The 17,496-nt window shown below is 47.5% G+C and carries 11 protein-coding genes and 6 pseudogenes; 7 read left to right on the top strand and 10 right to left on the bottom strand.

All coding sequences use genetic code 11. The annotated features are described in order from the left end of the window. Window positions 1–31: 31 nt before the first annotated feature. A complete protein-coding gene (locus ACSYTG_RS02505; protein WP_086647239.1) occupies window positions 32–1,729 on the top strand; it encodes a Na+/H+ antiporter in 1,698 nt (565 codons plus the stop codon). Window positions 1,730–1,745: 16 nt separating this feature from the next. Next, a pseudogene (locus ACSYTG_RS02510) lies at window positions 1,746–2,012 on the top strand (transposase); the annotation flags it as partial. Between the two features lies 1 nt (window position 2,013). Here ACSYTG_RS02510 and ACSYTG_RS02515 read toward each other — a convergent pair. From ACSYTG_RS02515 to ACSYTG_RS02535, 5 genes and pseudogenes are all read right to left on the bottom strand, one after another. Beyond that, window positions 2,014–2,325 (bottom strand): annotated as a pseudogene (locus tag ACSYTG_RS02515) (IS701 family transposase); the annotation flags it as partial. A 95-nt stretch (window positions 2,326–2,420) separates the two neighbouring features. After that, complete coding sequence (locus ACSYTG_RS02520; protein WP_489783782.1) at window positions 2,421–2,885, bottom strand: barstar family protein; 465 nt, start codon at window positions 2,883–2,885, stop codon at window positions 2,421–2,423. Between the two features lie 213 nt (window positions 2,886–3,098). Next, window positions 3,099–3,331, bottom strand: a pseudogene (locus tag ACSYTG_RS02525) (IS5/IS1182 family transposase); the annotation flags it as partial. After that, window positions 3,324–3,770 carry a hypothetical protein gene (locus tag ACSYTG_RS02530; protein ID WP_165925224.1) on the bottom strand — a complete coding sequence of 149 codons (447 nt, stop codon included), beginning with the start codon at window positions 3,768–3,770 and terminating at the stop codon, window positions 3,324–3,326. The pseudogene ACSYTG_RS02525 and the gene ACSYTG_RS02530, both read right to left, overlap by 8 nt. Window positions 3,771–4,140: 370 nt before the next feature. Continuing rightward, complete coding sequence (locus ACSYTG_RS02535) at window positions 4,141–4,785, bottom strand: hypothetical protein (RefSeq protein WP_489783781.1); 645 nt, start codon at window positions 4,783–4,785, stop codon at window positions 4,141–4,143. A gap of 283 nt (window positions 4,786–5,068) precedes the next feature. On the opposite strand from ACSYTG_RS02535, the gene ACSYTG_RS02540 reads away from it, so the two are divergent. Beyond that, window positions 5,069–6,031 carry a GNAT family N-acetyltransferase gene (locus tag ACSYTG_RS02540; RefSeq protein ID WP_489783780.1) on the top strand — a complete coding sequence of 321 codons (963 nt, stop codon included), beginning with the start codon at window positions 5,069–5,071 and terminating at the stop codon, window positions 6,029–6,031. Between the two features lie 206 nt (window positions 6,032–6,237). Here ACSYTG_RS02540 and ACSYTG_RS02545 read toward each other — a convergent pair whose 3' ends face one another. Further along, window positions 6,238–6,720, bottom strand: a complete 483-nt coding sequence (locus ACSYTG_RS02545) for a c-type cytochrome (protein WP_491706441.1) — start codon at window positions 6,718–6,720, stop codon at window positions 6,238–6,240. Then, window positions 6,629–8,074, bottom strand: a complete 1,446-nt coding sequence (locus ACSYTG_RS02550; protein ID WP_489783779.1) for an alkaline phosphatase family protein — start codon at window positions 8,072–8,074, stop codon at window positions 6,629–6,631. Before ACSYTG_RS02550 ends, ACSYTG_RS02545 begins: the two co-directional genes overlap by 92 nt. Window positions 8,075–8,594: 520 nt before the next feature. Between ACSYTG_RS02550 and ACSYTG_RS02555 the strand changes: the two genes are divergently transcribed. The 4 genes and pseudogenes from ACSYTG_RS02555 to ACSYTG_RS02570 all read left to right on the top strand — a co-directional run bounded on the left by ACSYTG_RS02555 (window position 8,595) and on the right by ACSYTG_RS02570 (window position 13,046). Further along, complete coding sequence (locus ACSYTG_RS02555; RefSeq protein ID WP_489783778.1) at window positions 8,595–9,161, top strand: RNA polymerase sigma factor; 567 nt, start codon at window positions 8,595–8,597, stop codon at window positions 9,159–9,161. Next, complete coding sequence (locus ACSYTG_RS02560; RefSeq protein WP_489783777.1) at window positions 9,139–10,038, top strand: FecR family protein; 900 nt, start codon at window positions 9,139–9,141, stop codon at window positions 10,036–10,038. The genes ACSYTG_RS02555 and ACSYTG_RS02560 overlap by 23 nt, the downstream gene beginning before the upstream one ends. 41 nt (window positions 10,039–10,079) lie before the next feature. Continuing rightward, window positions 10,080–10,244 (top strand): annotated as a pseudogene (locus ACSYTG_RS02565) (IS5/IS1182 family transposase); the annotation flags it as partial. 267 nt (window positions 10,245–10,511) lie between these two features. Further along, window positions 10,512–13,046 (top strand): phosphocholine-specific phospholipase C, encoded by a 2,535-nt coding sequence (locus ACSYTG_RS02570; RefSeq protein ID WP_489783797.1) that lies wholly within the window; start codon window positions 10,512–10,514, stop codon window positions 13,044–13,046. Window positions 13,047–13,119: 73 nt separating this feature from the next. Here ACSYTG_RS02570 and ACSYTG_RS02575 read toward each other — a convergent pair. From ACSYTG_RS02575 to ACSYTG_RS02585, 3 genes and pseudogenes are all read right to left on the bottom strand, one after another. Further along, a pseudogene (locus tag ACSYTG_RS02575) lies at window positions 13,120–13,176 on the bottom strand (hypothetical protein); the annotation flags it as partial. A 917-nt stretch (window positions 13,177–14,093) separates the two neighbouring features. Continuing rightward, complete coding sequence (locus ACSYTG_RS02580; RefSeq protein ID WP_415437076.1) at window positions 14,094–16,967, bottom strand: TonB-dependent receptor domain-containing protein; 2,874 nt, start codon at window positions 16,965–16,967, stop codon at window positions 14,094–14,096. A 248-nt stretch (window positions 16,968–17,215) separates the two neighbouring features. Next, a pseudogene (locus tag ACSYTG_RS02585) lies at window positions 17,216–17,411 on the bottom strand (transposase); the annotation flags it as partial. Window positions 17,412–17,496 lie beyond the last annotated feature (85 nt).

Raw genomic sequence — 17,496 nt, forward strand, 5'->3', positions numbered from 1 at the left:
AAAACATGAAGCCCCGCAAAGGGCATGCACCATGCTGACAATCGAATTCATTCTGCTGCTTTTACTGCTGACCGCTGTGAGCAGCCTGATAACCTTGCGGTTTAAACAAAAGGTGCCGCAGCCCGTTATTCTGATCGCTCTGGGCGTTTGCGCCGGGCTTGCGGGCATGCATGTGCAGTTGCACCCCGAACTGTTCATGTTCGTGTTTCTGCCGCCTCTTCTGTTCGCGGATGCATTTCGTATGCCCCTGCGCGAGTTTGGGGAACTGCGTGGGCCAATCCTGTTTCTGGCCTTTGGGCTGGTGGTGCTCAGCACCCTGCTGTGTGGCTATGCCATTCACTGGATTTTGCCGGTCATGAGCCTGCCGGTCTGCTTTACGCTCTCGGCCGCCCTGTCCCCCACAGATACGGTTGCCGTGTCCAGCCTGATCAAGGGCAGGCGGGTGCCTACCCGGCTGTTGCAGCTTTTGTCGGGCGAGGCGCTGTTTAACGATGCCTCGGGCCTTGTCTGCTTCCGTTTTGCCATGGCCGATGCGCTTACGGGTGAGTTCTCCTACCAGCAGGCGTTTGGCACGTTTTTGCTGGTCGCGTTCGGGGGGCTGGCCATTGGGGGGATTGTCGCCTGGGTTGCCGCCCGCCTGAACAAGATGCTCACCCGCTCCGGGTATGATGAAACCCAGTCCCAGATTGTGCTGGTGCTGCTTCTGCCGTTTTTAATGTACGCTCTGGCGGAAGCCATGGGGTGCTCGGGCATTCTGGCCGCGGTTGCGGGCTGTATGGTGGTCAAGCTTTCAGGGATTGTGGAAGATGCTTCCACCAGCACCCGCCTGCAATCCACCACGGTATGGACCATGGTCAGCTACGTGTTTAACGCGCTGATCTTTCTGTTCCTTGGCTTGCAGCTCCCCAACCTGTTGCAAAGTGCGCATACGCTGGTGCTGGCCCAGCATGTGGGCATGTGGCGGCTGGGGCTGCTGGTGGTGCAGATTTACTGCATTATGCTGGTCATGCGGTTTATGGGGGTCTGGCTGTCCATTGCCTGCCGCTGGGCTTCCGCACGGATCAACCACATTCCGTTCGAGGCCACAGGGTTTGCGGCCAGTCTGCTGCTGAGTTTTGCCGGGGTGCGTGGTGCGGTTACGCTGGCGGCGGTGCTGTCCCTGCCTACAGGGGAGGATGGCACAATGTCCTTTCCCACGCGTGAAGCCGTGGTGGTTATTGCCGCGGGGGTTATTGTTCTTTCCCTGCTGGTTGCCAGCGTGATTATTCCCTTATGCCTGAAGTTTATCCCGGCCGAACTGGTGGATAAAAATGCGCAGGAGGAAAACATGGCCCGCCAGCGGTTGCTGCGTGCCGCACTGGACCTGCTGCGCAAGGCCGAAACCATGCCCGCCATAGAAACCCCGCCCGAAACAGAGGAGGAGAAAGCCGCTCTGGAGGCCGCCCGTGTGGAGGTTATTGCCCGCCTGACCAAGCTCTACCAGACCCGACTGGAGCAGGAGGACGCCACCCCCCGCATTGCCCAGGCCGACAGGCGTAACGCCATACGGCATGCCCGTATGGAACTGGCCCTGCGCCTGCAAATCCTGCGGGCCGAACGGCAGACCATGCGTGAACTGGTGGCCCAGCAGGATATTAATGACCAGACAGAGTGGAAACTACAGCAAGAGCTGGATTACGAAGAAGAAGTGATTCACGCCCTCGCCCAGCGCCTTCCAAGGGAGGTCTGACCCGGCAGGTATCCGTATGGCAGGGTGTCTGGGCTCAGACCTCTTGAGGAGATTGAAGACGAGTGACCTGTATGGGCTGACGGACGAGCAGATGGATCGTCTGCGGCTCTTTTTCCGAAGAGCCATGGCAAACCTCACGTTGATGACCATCGTGTGTTGAGCGGGATCATTTTCGTGAACCGAAATGGTCTGCGCGGGCGTGATGTCCTCTTTCCGGGAATACGGTCCACACAAGACGCTCTACAACCGCTGGAATGTTACGGGGATATTCATCTGCATGATGCAGAAGAGCCCGTATACTGCTGCCCTACACTGCAGAACGCCTGACCTTTCTTCAGAAAACCGGTCTCACCGATGATAGGGGCGCTACCTGCAGTGCCCAGATGCTCGACCACATGCTCCCTGACGACATCACGCAGGGATCGGCACCCCACTGCCTGCAACCCCAGAAGCGCCTGTTGTCGCCATGGAGCGGGATATCCTGCGGCTTCCGCATGCATCCATCCCGCCTTGCATGGTTCATTGCCAATTAGAACGTCAAGGAAGGCACAAGTAGAAGCAGCAACATGCTTCTGCGTAAACAACGGTGCGATCTGCCCCCTGTTTATGGAGAGGATGAACACCCCAGTATAAAAATATCGTTCCGTGCAAGGTGAATATAAATATAAAATATTCAAAATAAATAATTATATTATTTAGAAGTGATATTAGGAATATTACCGAATTCACTTTTCATATTTATTGTTTTAAATTGAAAAATAACATGAAACGGGATTGCTGGGCGATCCCACGCTACTCCTAAGTTTACGGGTTTACTCCAGTCTTCACCAGCAAAAGACAGAGTTTCTATAAGACCGTCAAGAACTGTTCTTTTTTCTTTTATTAATATATTTTCTGAATTTTGAAAAAATAATACATATTCTTTTTGGTCTATCCATTCTAGATCAGTAAGAATCTCTAAGAGAGCATTATAATTTTTCCCCGCATAGTCTGGGGCATGAAGTTTTTTATATATCTCATTATAAACGTCATTAATCGTTTGCATCACATCACCCAATAAAATGATTGGATTAGTAAAGTTGAATTTTTCTTCTCTATCTTCAGTTTGGAAAACCCACGGACCGTTGGTGTTTTTTAATGTGGAAATATCAAACATTTTATCTTAACCCATTCCTTTGAATGTCTGATAGTGATCAGATGTATAGCAAGCTTTCCCGTTGCCTGCCTATAATAATAGGTTCTTTACTACGATTAACTCCATGCTGAATGACCTCCACTGAATACTGCACCGCCTACTGCGGAAACTGCCTCCGCAAGACAGTTCATCACTGCACTGACCAGAATTTTCTGTGTGTTCGGGTCACTGCTTCGCTGTATCCGTCGCCTTCCATTTACAGATCAGCCGAAGCGTTTGATTGATGGAGATATACGATTTATAGCCAAAGAACGGGATGACCAGATCTGTTGCCGGCATACTCCCGTCATCCTGCAGTTTTGCTTTTGTGAACTTTAACGGTCCTTATGGGACAGCTTTGAGGGCTTGTCCTGTCAGGCCTGTAGGATATGTCTGTCCCGCAGAACCGTCTTTTCATCATTAATATTTTACAGGATAGAAAGCCTGTTTATCGAAACCAACGTTATGGGCATTGAATATATCAATCAGTTTCTGTCCAAAAAGCCTATCATCACCAGAAGCCAGCCATGCATCAATAAAATTACGGCCTTTTTCCATTAAATAAAACTGATAGGTTGACCATATTGCTCCTCCATCTGCATTATTAGGAGAATTATCGGACATCTTCTTGAAAATATCATCCATTTCCTGACCTGCAGGATCCACATCGGGATAGTCGAGAACCATGAAATTTATTTTGATTACTCTATACGCAAAATCGAGTGCTTCCTGACACCATGTGCTTGCATATTCAACTCCCGAAAGCTTGTATATTCGGAAACTTTCGGAAGGCCAGTAATAAAACAGGCTATTAACATCATGACGACAGATTTCAAAAAATTTTTTGTATTGAAGGATTAATTCCACAGCCTACTCCTTTGGGAATTTCAATTTTAAAACGTTTGTACTATTAAGACTTTTAAGGATATCTATATTTATTTCAACTGTGGCCGCAACATCTGGAGTCCGAAAACTAGCCGCCCCAGCAGGTCTAAATGTTATAGCAGTTCCATAGGAAGACCTGTCAGAAGAACGAACAGTATCTCCGTGAGCACCGCGCGGTCGGGCACACGCGGGCGTTCGCCTTTCGCCCGCACAGGAATCACGTGAAGGAGTGCTCTGATCACCATTCCAGAGTATCGGAAACAAGAGAGTTGGCATGTCCTCCCACCACTTATCCCCCTCAAAGTACAAGGAGTTTTGAAAGGCACTTTCAACGATTGCCCTATGCTTGAGACTATGGCGAACATTTCTTGATACTACGCGCTCCCTCCCATGACACATAAGAAACTGTCTTACCTTCTACTGTCGTGATTTTTTGAACATTTATAGCATTGCCTCTCGCCTCTGGCGTGGAATTATATGCAGCTACAATGTACCAGTTCCCTGCTGGAAGATTAGAAAAGACAAAGTGAGCAACTGATGGACAAAGGCTGGGACCAGCCATAGGACAGGTAAAATGAGGGATGAAAGGCAACACTGATGGAACAACCCAACGAGGGTCATTTACGTTTTTATAATCATTAACACGAAGATTATATACTTCCATTTTCTTCGCTAGAATGTGCATATACTCACTCTCTGGAAGAAGATCTATTGTAAAATTTTTTTGCGGCGTTTCTCTAAAAGAACTTTCTATTGGATAAGAGTCATAGTTTCCGTCAGGTACTTGATAAGAATAATATTTTGTAAATTCGGCACCACTAACGCACCCTTTAATGGTCGCATTCCCGGGTTTTTGGGCCCATGCGACTTCAGCGCTATTGAATGGTATTTTGGGAGGTGCGGGGTGCACGCAGCCACTCAGCAGTAACATGGGAAAGAAGGTAAAAAATATTCTTTTGACACTAATATTTTGCATTATTTTTTGCTCTTTCTTCATCTATTAGATGGGGGTTCCATCCGCGTAGGCCAGCGCTTTATTCAGGTCAGGACGAAAGACTTTAAAATCCACGTTGGAAAGATGGAATCACAGGGTGCACATTAAAACCAGAGGGGTTTTAGGGCACTCCACCTCCACCCGGATCTGGCGGTGATGAGCTTAATCCGCTAATAAACGAAACGGCCCAGTCGATGGGGATAGATCACTATTCCCGAGAAAATGAAGTATGTTCATAAAATTAAGACGGAAACCGCTCAGTTTCGGAGGGGTTATGGGAAATATCATGATTAATAATAAACAGGTAACAGAGAAAAGTCCGTTTTCAATTTTTCATCAAGAGTGGTGGCTTAATGCTGCTACAGATGGGCATTATGATCTGATTGAAGTTAAAAAAGATGGTCTTGTTATTGGTGATCTAGCCATTTTTATGCAAACGCATTTGGGTATGAAAATAATAACACGTCCTCCTTATACACGAACCCTTGGGCCACGCTTATTTTTGCCTCCATCCAAGCCATTTCGCCGCGCGCAGAATATTCGCAATACCATTGCCGAGTTAGTAAAAAAAATACCATCTTACGATAGCTTGCATATAAGTCTTGATCCGGAAGATGAAACTGCATTTGCTTTTTCTTTATGCAAGTTCACAATTGGTCAGGCTTTCACATTTCGTGTTCCATTGGATATCCCTCTTAAAGACGTATGGGATAATTGCGATCAAAAAACACGCAATCTGATTAGAACAGCAGATAAAAAACTCTCTGTCGTCTGTAATACTAATTTGGACGATTTTATTCGTATCTCTCTCATTGACCAGCCTCGCGCCCAAAATAGTCACGATTTTGCACGTATGAAAAAAATTTTTGACGCATGCTGTCAGAGAGAACAAGCCTGTGTCATGAGCGCGTGGGATGAGCATAATCAGTTGATTGCGGCTGTCGTGTTAATCTGGGACCAGAACAACCTGTACTTCTGGCAATCAGCCAGAGATCGTGGAGCCACTATTGCCGGCTCTAACATGCTCCTGATCTGGCAAAGTATAGAATACGCCCATAACAAAGGTCTCACATTTGATTTTGACAGTTTTGCCTCAGCAAAATCTGCAAAAATGATTGCCAGTTTTGGACTGCCTCCCATTGTCCGCCCACAAGTTTTAGGCGCGTCCATACTTCGGCAATGGGAAAGATCTGCGAATGGCACGCTGAAAATTTTTAAAAATAAGATTTTAGGTCGTGCTGTCAGTTAGCGCGTGATGTGGACAATAGTTTGTACCAGCTGACACTATGTGTTTTACGAAGTTTCTTGATGATTAGCTCATTGAGCAGCCCAGCCATCATATGATTCGTTGAGCAAAAAACACAAGCCGGAAGAATCAACGGAGATGATGACTGTCGACGCCATGGATAGAAATCGGATAACGGACGAACAGTTGTAGCGTCCTGCACTCACCTCTTATTTTGTAGGGGCTTTGCCGCTAATACCCCCACTAGCTAACGCCGCGACTAAGGCTTGAGCTTCTTCATTGCTTAAGGTGCCGGGATTATCTTGAGGCATAGAATAGCGGATTTTTTGGAACAGCACGGCAGGCCGTGACAACCATTTTTGCGCAAACGCTGAGCCCGCAAGGAGTGGAGCCTCGTCCAAGCTACGAGAGGGGGTGTTGTGGCATGCACCACAACGCTGCTTGTAGAGCGCAACTCCATACGTCACCTGTTGTGAGGTGGCAGTAATGCCCGCCGCCTGCGGCACAGCACGCCCTTGCACGGGAATTGCCACCAAGAGGCTACACACGGTCATTCGCGTAGCACGCAATATGCTTTGTCGCATGTTGGGCACTCTTTTACTAGTCGACCCGCTTGCGGGTGCCGGCTTCCTGCTTGGGGGTAACTTGGTGCTTGTCTGGAAAAACCGGGTCACTGAAATGCTCAGCGTCATATTCTGCCTGCTTGAGCAAGTCTGCTGTGGGCGGCAGAGTTGGCGCGGCTTCTGGCGTTGCTCCAAAACGGAAGGCTGAGATGAGATCTCCAAACGTATCACGCCGCCACTGGGTAATATTAGGTTCGCGCACGCCTGTTATACGCTCAAGAAATTGGAGTGTTGAGGTGTGATCAAAGGTTTCGCTGCATACCCAGCCGCCTACTGTCCATGGAGAAATAATGATGCAAGGTACGCGAAAGCCTGCCCCAATAGGCCATTTATCAACATATTCTCCGGATGTACCGTCGGGGGCAAACGGCGGGGGTACGTGATCAAACAGGCCGTCATTTTCATCATAATTGAGAATAAAAGCCGTTTTTGCCCATACGTCTGGGTTGGCAGCGAGTGCGTTGAGTTTTTGCGCGATAAATTCAGCCCCGGCAGCGGGCATGTAGTCAGGGTGTTCGCATGCCCAGTCGGGGGGGCATAGCCAAGAAACCGTTGGCAGGCGATCATGCAAAGCATCATGTTCGAACTCACCTTCAGATGGTTCTGGCACACCTTTACGGTACAGGGCAGAGTTATGGGGAGCATCCATAAACTGCCGGAAATGTTGTAACTGATTAAAGGGGCGGCCATGTTTGCCGCACTGGTAGACGCGCCAGCTTACCCCTGCTTCTTCCAACCGTTCTGGGTAGGTTTTCCAGGCAAAGCCTTCTTGTGGTCGAATGTTGCTGGTAATGGGGCCGCCACTGGTCCCGTCTGGATCTATCATGCCGGTCATGTAGTACAAGCGGTTTGGTCCCGTTGGGCCGAGAACCGAGCAATGGTAGCCATCACAAATTGTAAAAGCATCGGCCAGGGCGTAATGGAAGGGAATATCCTCACGCTTGAAATAGCCCATAACGTAAGGGGCGTTTTCTTTATCGACCAAACGGTGGGCTAAGAGCCACTGATCCATTCTGCCACCATTCCATGCAATATGCTGCACGTTCCATGCGTGGCTGGTTGAAGGCAGTTTTTGCGCGTTAGTTGTTTTAGTATCAAGGTGGAAAGGCAGCAGGTAGCCTGAATGGTAATTTTCCGGGTCTGGTTGGTAAAAAACACTTTTGCCGTTTTTAAGGGTTAGAGCGTTTGGATCGTTAAACCCGCGCACACCAGCCAAAGTGCCAAAATAATGGTCAAAAGAACGGTTTTCCTGCATGAGCAGGACAACATGTTTAATGTCTTTGAGCGACCCTGCCCGCTTAGGCGTTTGGGCCATAAGTTTGCGCACATGAGGCGGCATAAGAGTTGCTGCAGAGCTAAGCGCTGCTAGACGGGCGGCACCTGTTATAAGGCGGCGGCGCGTTGACGGGCGTGAGCGAAACATAGATTAGCGCTTCCTGCTTTTATCTATACATATACGCCGTTCAATAACGCTTAAAGATGCTGTAGCTTATGACCGGCAACAAGAATGAAACGAAAAACAACCAGATTTTTAAAGAGAAAAATCTAAAACTATGCGACTGAAGTCATGTATTCAGGGTACCCATTGCGCTCTCTGTTGAGACTTTGCAACCAGTCAGCAGGCATGCAACATAAGTGTCATAAAAGGTGTGGCGGACAGAAGCTGAACTTTATGTAGACGCAACAGCACGCCCGCCCTTTCGGCATGTCGTTAGTTAAGCAGGATGATGATTGAAACGAATTGCACGGCTGAGTGAAAGGTTGATTTCAGCCCTCAGTAAAGAGTGAAGTCTGTTTCTCATTGTGTTTTGGCGGTATTTCAAGAATTCACGGCGCGCCAGAGAGATTGAGTCAAAAGTGACTTCATATTCTGTCATAAAACGTTCACAAACAAAGAATGATAAAATGCTACACGTCCTACGCATTCAGGGTGGGGCGTCTTTATGCTTGGCGATCAACATTACAGCTACTGGTTCGCGAAACATATTCTGCCGAATGAGCACGTGGTGAGAACATGGCTTGGTCGCTTTCCTCAGATCGAGGTAGATGACATCATTCAGGAAGCTTACGTCATCATGGCGGAAGCTGAGCTTGATAATATTTCTAATCCTATTGCCTATTTTTATACGGTTTGCCGGAACCTTATTTTGAAACATTATAAAAAGGCCCGCATTGTAGAAATAGTAGCTCTGGCTGATGTACAGAACGATCTGTTGGCAGATCATATGCCGTCACTTGAAGAAGTGGCAGATGCTAGAGCAGAACTGAGGTTTCTGAATTCAGTAATCCAGCGTCTGCCTGAGCGCTGTCGTAACGTGTTTATTGATCGCAAGATTAACGGGTTCACACAAAAAGATTGTGCAAAAAATCGTGGAATTTCAGAAAACAGTGTTGAAAAACAACTGGCGCGCGCATTGCTTTCCATTTCAAAATTCTATGCCCAGCGTGACAAAAGCCAGGCAATACCCATAAAAGGAGGTGTGGGTAATGACAAAAAAAGCCACTCCTGATCAGATTGCAGCAGAATGGATCGCACGTCTTGATAGGCGACAGTTGACAGCAGAAGAAGACCGTCTGTTGCAGAACTGGATTCGTGAGGATGTACGGCATAAAGGTGCGTTTCTGCGATGTCAGGCTATATGGCACGCAACAAATAGAGCGCAGGCATTACGGTCTCCTACCGCCAGCTGGAGCCAGAGACGGCAACTTCCATCCAGACGGATGGTTGTTTCAACAGCGGCAGCTGCATTTTTTTGTGCCATTTTTGTGCCGTCAGGAACAACAGAAGCAAAAATTTTCTATGAAACCCATAGGAATATTCTGCATACTCCAGAAAAATGGCGTAGAAAACTGATACTAGACTGTCATACCAAAGTGGAAGACAGTTCTTGTGACACCCGTGTAATTTCTGGTCTCTGTTACGTTACCGCGTGCGACGAGCTGGTGAAAACAGCCAATCTGAGATTTATAGTGAACGGCAGTCTGCTGGTTTCTCAAGGTCAGAACCACGAAAGCGGTGTTGTGATTAACGGCAGTGCTCATGTGTGGGGGCGCAGCATATCCGATCCTAAATGTCTTACCACAGGCACTCGTATTACGGTGACATCACGCGGAACATTACGGTTCAGTCATTTGGATAAGGATGAACTTGTCCGTCTGCTCGCATGGACAACAGGTCAAATAGCACTCGAAACAGAAACTATTTCCGAAGCGGCAGATATTTTCAATCGCTACAATCAGAAACAGATCATTTCTTCTTTTCGATTGGGCGATCAGAGGCTCTCCGGCTTATTCGATCTTAATCGACCTGATATATTTGTCCAGGCAGCCCGAAGCATTGCGGGTGCACGGGTAAGAGAGGACGCACACCACTTTTATCTGGAATAGCTTCCTGGGCTCAGGGCCCATTGATATGGGAGGCAGGCGGGAAACCGGTAAAATACAACAAGTGGGAATACAAACGCCGCAACCGTATCGCGATCATGTTCGGTAGGCTCAAGGGCTGGAGACAGGTCGCAACACGCTATGACAGATACCCGACCGCCTTCTTCTCGGCCATCTGCCTCGCTGCAATTGTCATGCTCTGGCTATAAGTCCTGAGCTTAGCATCGGGATGCGTGTCTTATTACTGTCACAAAAAAAAACGACGGAAATGGGAATGCCGACGACTCATTGAAGGCAGATGCTTCTGTTACACAAGGATGTTGTCATGTCTTTTTTGGGCGCCGAGATGAGCTGTCTCGCACCCTCATAAGTGCGGCATTTTTGATACAGGATATTTTTTGACACAAAGTGCTCGGCTATATGCATCATTGCCAGCAGCCTGATCTTTTTCATAAGACGAACGCGAGGGTATGACGGTGACAACACGTAGAGATTTTTTAAAATACGCCCTCTTGTCTGGAGCAGCTGCCGGATCTGCTTCAGTGTTGCCTTCTTCCATTCAGCGGGCTTTTGCCATTGCGCCGGATATTGGTTCAACATGGAAAGATGCCGAGCACATCGTTATTCTTATGCAGGAAAACCGCTCTTTCGATCATGTCTTCGGTACTCTGCAGGGTGTTCGGGGATTTAACGACCCCCGTGCAATGCGCCAACCAGACGGAGTTTCAGTTTTTGCCCAAACCGGCAAATCGGGCAAAACTTACCTACCATGGCGTTTGAACATCAAGGATACACGTGTAACATGGATGGGCTCAATTCCTCATTCCCGTGACAGTCAGGTTGACGCATGGAATAATGGCGGACATGATCAGTGGATTGATGCCAAAAAATCGCATCACAAGGGATATGGCAAATATCCTTTGACGATGGGATATTATACCCGCGAAGATCTACCCTTTTACTACGCTCTGGCTGATGCGTTTACTGTGTGTGACCAGAATTATTGTGGCGCAATGACAGGCACGTCCCCTAATCGTCTGTTGTTCATGACCGGAACGGTAAGAAATCAACAGGATGTCTCGTCAAAAGTGTATATGCGCAATGACGAAATTCTTGAAGGGGGGATGACATGGACGACCTTCCCCGAGCGGTTAGAAAAAGCGGGTATTTCCTGGAAATATTATCAAAATGAACTGACACAAACCGGCGGCATGAGTGAGGCAGAAGATGCATGGCTCAGTAATTTTAGCACAAATATTCTAGAATGTTTTGATCAATATTGCGTTTCGGCCAATCCGGGTTTTGGGGACTGGCTGGAGGCACGAATTAGCGAATGTCAGAATGATATTGAACAGTTGCATAAGCGAGAGATGCTTACGTCTGAGTCTCATAACGAACAGTTAACCGAAGCACGCGCCCTGCTTGCGGTCCTTTTGCGTAGACGTTCTGTTTCGGACTTAACGAAAGAAAAACTGTCGGAATCAGAGCGTAATCTTTTTGAAAAAGCATTTGTTATTAATAGAGGAGACAATAATTATCGGAAACTTGAAGATTTGTTTTTTAATGATGGGGTAAATAACTTGCATATGCAGGCCCCTAAAGGCGACGTTCTGTACCAGTTTCGTCAGGATGTAAAAGCAGGCAAATTGCCAACGGTGTCCTGGCTTTCAGCGCCGGAACACTTTTCCGATCATCCAAGTTCTCCGTGGTACGGCGCATGGTATGTGTCAGAAGTGATGGACATTCTGACGGAAAACCCGGAAGTATGGAAAAAGACCATTTTCATCATAACTTATGATGAAAATGACGGATATTTTGACCATTGCCCTTCATATACCGCACCTGACCCCAAGCGCCCTGAAACAGGACGGTCATCAGCCAGTATTGGTCCGGACGGGCTCGAATATACGACAGCTCAGGATGAAATGGATATGGGAGTACCAAGTCGTCTGGCCCGTACTGGGCCGATTGGGCTTGGCTTTCGCGTGCCAATGATTGTTGCTTCACCATGGAGCCGAGGTGGCTGGGTGAATTCACAGCTTTTCGAGCACACGTCAACCTTGCGTTTTCTGGAGTCATTCATTCAGGAAAAGTTTGGCAAAACTGTTAGAGAGACCAATATTTCGCCATGGCGACGGGCGATTAGTGGTAACCTCACGTCGTGTTTCCGTCCTTATGATGGCTCAATTCCGACTTTACCGTACCTGAACCGCGACGCTCATTTACACATGATTGAAGGCGCGCGCGATCAACCCATGCCGGGTGGCTTTCGTCCCCTTACAGCGACCGAAGTCTCGGCACTGCGTAATTTTCCCACAGACGTTCGCAACACGATCCAGCAGGAGTCTGGCACCCGCCCATCCTGTGCTTTGCCGTATGAACCTTATTGTGACGGTAGTATCGAAAAAAATGGAGGCACAATTAGTCTGCATCTACAGGCAGGCACCAAGATTCACGGAAACCACGCGGCTGGTTTACCTTTCAATGTGTATTATCACGATGTTCAAACTGCTTCGAGCATGCAAGCAGCCACCTATGCTGTCGCAGCGGGGGATACGTTAAATATTCCCTTCGACACGTCATCTTTTAAGCACCAAGTGTATGATGTCTCAGTCCATGCACCGAATGGTTTTTATCGGGGGTATAAAGGGCAGTTGCAAGGCCCACAGCTTCATATTCAATCTGCTTACCTCCTCGCTAAAAAGAAAGATTTTGTCCTGCGGTTGACCAATCGAGGAACGAAACCGGCGAACATTATCAGTGTGCTGAAAAGTCAGGAAGGGCAAAAAATGACCACCCTGCAGCCCGGGCAGAGCACTGAGCTTGTATTTGACCTGACGAAATCTTCAATGTGGTATGATGTTGTTTTAACTAGCCCGGATGATTCTGATTTTCTGTGGCATTTTGCCGGTCGGGTTGAAACCAGGAAGCCGGGAGAAACAGATCCAGCAATGGGTAATGTTTATCCGGTTCCTGAGAGACACAACGAGAAACTGGGCATGTCACGGTAATCCTCCAACTGATTCTGTCATAGTCATATGTCCAGAGCCATTGTGTTGCGGCCTCTTGCTCGTTTTGAATGCTTTCAAATAGATACTGCTCGAGCAATTCCTGCCGTACATTTCTGTTATAGCGTTCGATATAGGCGTTCTGCTGTGGATTACTTGGTTGCGTATAGCACTAGGTAATCCCCTGCTTTTCGGGCCGTTAAAACAATACATGCTGATATATTCAGAGTCATTATCTATTCGTATAGGCTCTGGTCTGCCTCTTCATAACCAGTGTCAGGTAACGGACAACCCGACAAGCTGGTAAGGAAAAATCAACCTCAATCGTCAGTCCTCCACGGTTGAAGTCAGCCTGGATGTTCAGAAGCCGAAAGGTACAAACATCCAAAAGCCTGTCAGGCATGAAGTCCATGGACCGGATCCTTTTGAGAAGGGCAGGGACTGACGGCTTTTTAGATTTTTTGCGTATCAGACGCTTACGGGGTTTATTACACAGATTGAGTGACTGTTCCCAATAACCCCGCTTATGATACCGGGCCTAGATCCGCACATTGCGTAGATACAAAACGCTGTGAGTCTATGTCAGTCTTTCCAGAAAATCGGTAATCCAATCGTTCTCCTTTGCCCGTCGTGGATGGTAACGACAGCAGGATCCGAGATTCCCAAAATTCGACAGGCTTGGATACTGTGACTTTGTGGTGCGGGGCAGCCTGTCCGACCATTACCCAGTGCTGGGCTGACGGATCGCACCTATGATCTGTGCGTCAGTAAAGCGATCACTCTTCATCAGAATCTCCTCATTCTTATGCTGAGAAAATTCCCGTCTAAAAGCAGCTCTTTTTATGGAGGGATTACCATGGCAAGTGTCCAGTATCAGAGAAACTCAACGCAAAACACGATAATCGCCGTCCGCTTGTGCGTTCAGGAAATCAGTTTTCTCATCGTAAAGCTTGCTGAACGGAGAGAACCCTTCAGATGGTCCGTCCTTGGACGAACACATCAGACCGGTGCTCTACGTGCTGACTCATGAAACAAAATACAACCATAGAGTTAATTATAAACCAGCTCAAAATAAATGCTGCGGCCATAACTTTCTTTTGCTTCAAGGCGGTTGAGGTTCTCCCCATAATACATGCGTGTATGTGAGCCAGCTAGATTGTAAACCTCGTATTTTATACGCAAGCTGTCTGTAATGTCATGCCAGGCACCAATGTCCAAACTCGGCTGAGAACCGTAACCATAGATTTGTGTCGGATCATCATTCAGCCCCTCAAGATATTTGGCAGAGTAAGAAAATGATGCTTTCACTGCGCCACGGACTTGTGGAATATGCCAGGTCACACTTCCATTAAAGACGTATTTCGGCTGCTCGACCAGTTGGTGAAGCTTGTAGGATACACCAGACCCTTCATATGTCATGCGGCCCTGCATCCATGTTCCGCTAGCATTAATATCGAAAGACTGTCTCCATGGACCTTTAATGTTTCGGTTAACAAAAGAAACCTCAACCCCCATGAGTGTCGAATTGTTGGCGTTACGTGGCTGCTTAACGTAAGTGAGCTGATCGTTGATAAGTTCTGTTGCCCTTGTCGTGTAAATATCATGTTTGATCATTTTGTTAAAATACGCGACACTTACAACGCCATTTCCATGATTGAAAAATTTATCAATTGACACGTCAAAATTCTGAGCCTGACGGGGCTTCAGATTAGGGTTACCTTGCGTTAGCGAACAATTCACCTGCCCTTGCGTATCATCCGAATTACCACAGCTAAATTGTGCAGCCTGCGCAAGATCAGTCGGTTGTGGACGACCGACAGACTGGCTGTAAACAGCATGAAGTATCAGATTTTCTGGGAATTCATGCACAAACGTCAAAGACGGCAGAGGATTGATATACCCGCTATTCTTTTTATTAATATTACCTGTTGGGTTAGTCCCGTCCGTTTCAGGAATAAATGCATTGAAGTTGACAGAATCCGCGCGCACCCCAGCAATAAGTTGTGAATGACGCCATTTATAATGAAGCGAGACATATCCATCAAAAAGCTGTTCCTGATACCGGAAGTAAGCCAGTTGGGTGTAATTTCTGGATTTTGTTACGTCCAGCGTTTGCTGATTCCATGGAAAATGTTGCACGTCTACAAACGGCCCATTAGGATTTTTCATGTCTGGAATAAACATGCTTGAAGCGGCATTGCCGCCAGGTTTATACCAGAGTTGGTCTGACGAATTGGTCGCATTAAGGCTGCGCCATTCAAACCCGCTCGCAAAACCAAACCCAAGGGAATTAGGCTTGAGATTACGCGTATAATCCAGGCGGACGTTCGTCATGCCTTCATGATCTCGGTCAAATTCCTGTTGTATATACTGATATTTATATCCGCTATTCAGTAATTTGTTCATGTCACTAATATCTGTAAGCGTTGCGACATTGTCCTTATCTATATAGTAATCAGCAAAAATCGCGTTACTTCCTTTTTCACTTGGATAAGATCTGGCTGTGATATACGGCTCATGGTCATAGTAATCTTCCCATGTGTATCCGGCCCGCAATTTAAGAGTAGAAACATCGTCATGCCATCCTAAATTACCCAGCACCCCGTTTGTGTTCATTTTCCAGTTGTCTTTACGGGCAATGGTCCGTGCCCGGTAAATATACTCACGACCAGTCGTAGGAGTCTGGTTCCATATCCCTGTATCATCGAGAAGGTATTCATTATGCTCCATAAAGGAGTTTTCCCATCTCTGATATGCGTAACCCATAACGGAAGCTTCGAAACCGCTATCTTTGGGGTGCCATTCCAGACGGGCAGCACCTCCTAATGTGTTCAGATCATTGGAATATGTTCCGCTATCCACATAGCGTGGCGCTGTCATACCATTCCAGCCAGGAGTGCTGGACGCATTCGGCTTAAGAATCTTCCCCGACGTATTATAAAAATTGTAACTGTCTTCCTGCCAAGTCTTGCTCGTATTGCGCGTACGCATCTGGTAACGGAATGAGGTCATAAAACCAAATTCCTTGTCTTTACCAAATCTGTCGGAAAGAACGACTTTAGCCCCACGACCCAAATGGGGAGACATGCCGGGTATTCTGTTCGCGCCAGCAGACCCTTTTTCTGTTCCGTAAATACCATAAATATCAATATACTTATACAACCCTTTGTGGTCGAAAGCGCTACGCGGATTCATATCAATAACCGCGCCGATAGCGCCACCATCCTGCTCGGCAGTAAAGGTTTTATAAATACTGTCTTCTCCCGTCATTTCAGCCGGTATATTCTGCAGATTAACGCGGCGCCTGATGCTGCCTCCATCGCTGATACTTGCAAGCGTTATGCCATCAAGCGTTGTCTGGTTCAGGTCTGAGGACACACCACGCACACTGATGTATCGGGGTTCATCACCGTTACGAATTCCGGTCACACCAGGTAACTGTGTCAGTAGCTGTGCCAAGGAGGTTGCGCCACCAAGGTTGGAAAGGTCGTTATAGGTGACAGTGTCTACAACACCTGCAAAATTACGTTTAGTCCGAAGCTCGCGCCTGTGTCCCTGTACAGTCAGGTTATCCTCGCCACTTGTTTCTAAACTATGCTTTTGTTTAGACGTTTTTGTACGGAGCGTAATGACGCCCGGATTTGATGCGTCAATTTTAAAAGCAGGGTTGCCAATAAGTTTATGGAGCGCCTTCAAGTTATCCATTTTTCCATATAGTGAAACCGAGCGCAGGTTATCGGCAACCTTACCATCAAATGCGATATGTAGCCCGGTCTGACGGCTGAATGCCATTAAAGCAGATGTCAGCTTTTGTGCTGGAATTGCGAAAACACTCTGTGGATCCTGAGCAACGGCACTAACTGGAGCGAAGCATGCGACGGAGGACGACAGGGCGAGCACGCGAGATCGGCTTAGGAAAGACATTCTTGCAACCTTGATTGAGACAGACCATCTACTCCAAAGAGTCCTGCATGCGCGTTTTTCCGCCGTCTTTTTTTGTGACGATTTTAAGACGCAGGCAGCGCCGGACTGTGCAGAAAATAAAACATCTGCTGAAAACCGTGATGGCTAATTTCCTCGGGGCTGTGAGGATATCCTTAGTTTTCAGGCAAGTAAGTTGCGCAAGAGCAACAGAAAGTCTTCATTGTCCCGACATGGTTGCTTTCTATTTCCAGGTCACGCGAAAGCAGGCAGGCCGTTTTGAAGCCAGCCACACGATCTGAAGGCTTCAGATCAGGGAAACGTCTATAAGGACAAGCTATCATTAATCAGGTATTCCGTCCGTTCATCGTACAGAGTGTTCAAGTTCTGGGTGACCAGGATCATGAAGACCAGTGCCGGATGAAACGGAGGACGTTTGCCTTTCGAAAACATAGACGCAAAGCTGCAAAACTGAAGGCGTGTAGACAACAGATACGGCTGTTGCACTCATACTTTCACGTTCGTAATTCAT

It is taken from the genome of Acetobacter sp. ESL1128 (assembly GCF_058505085.1).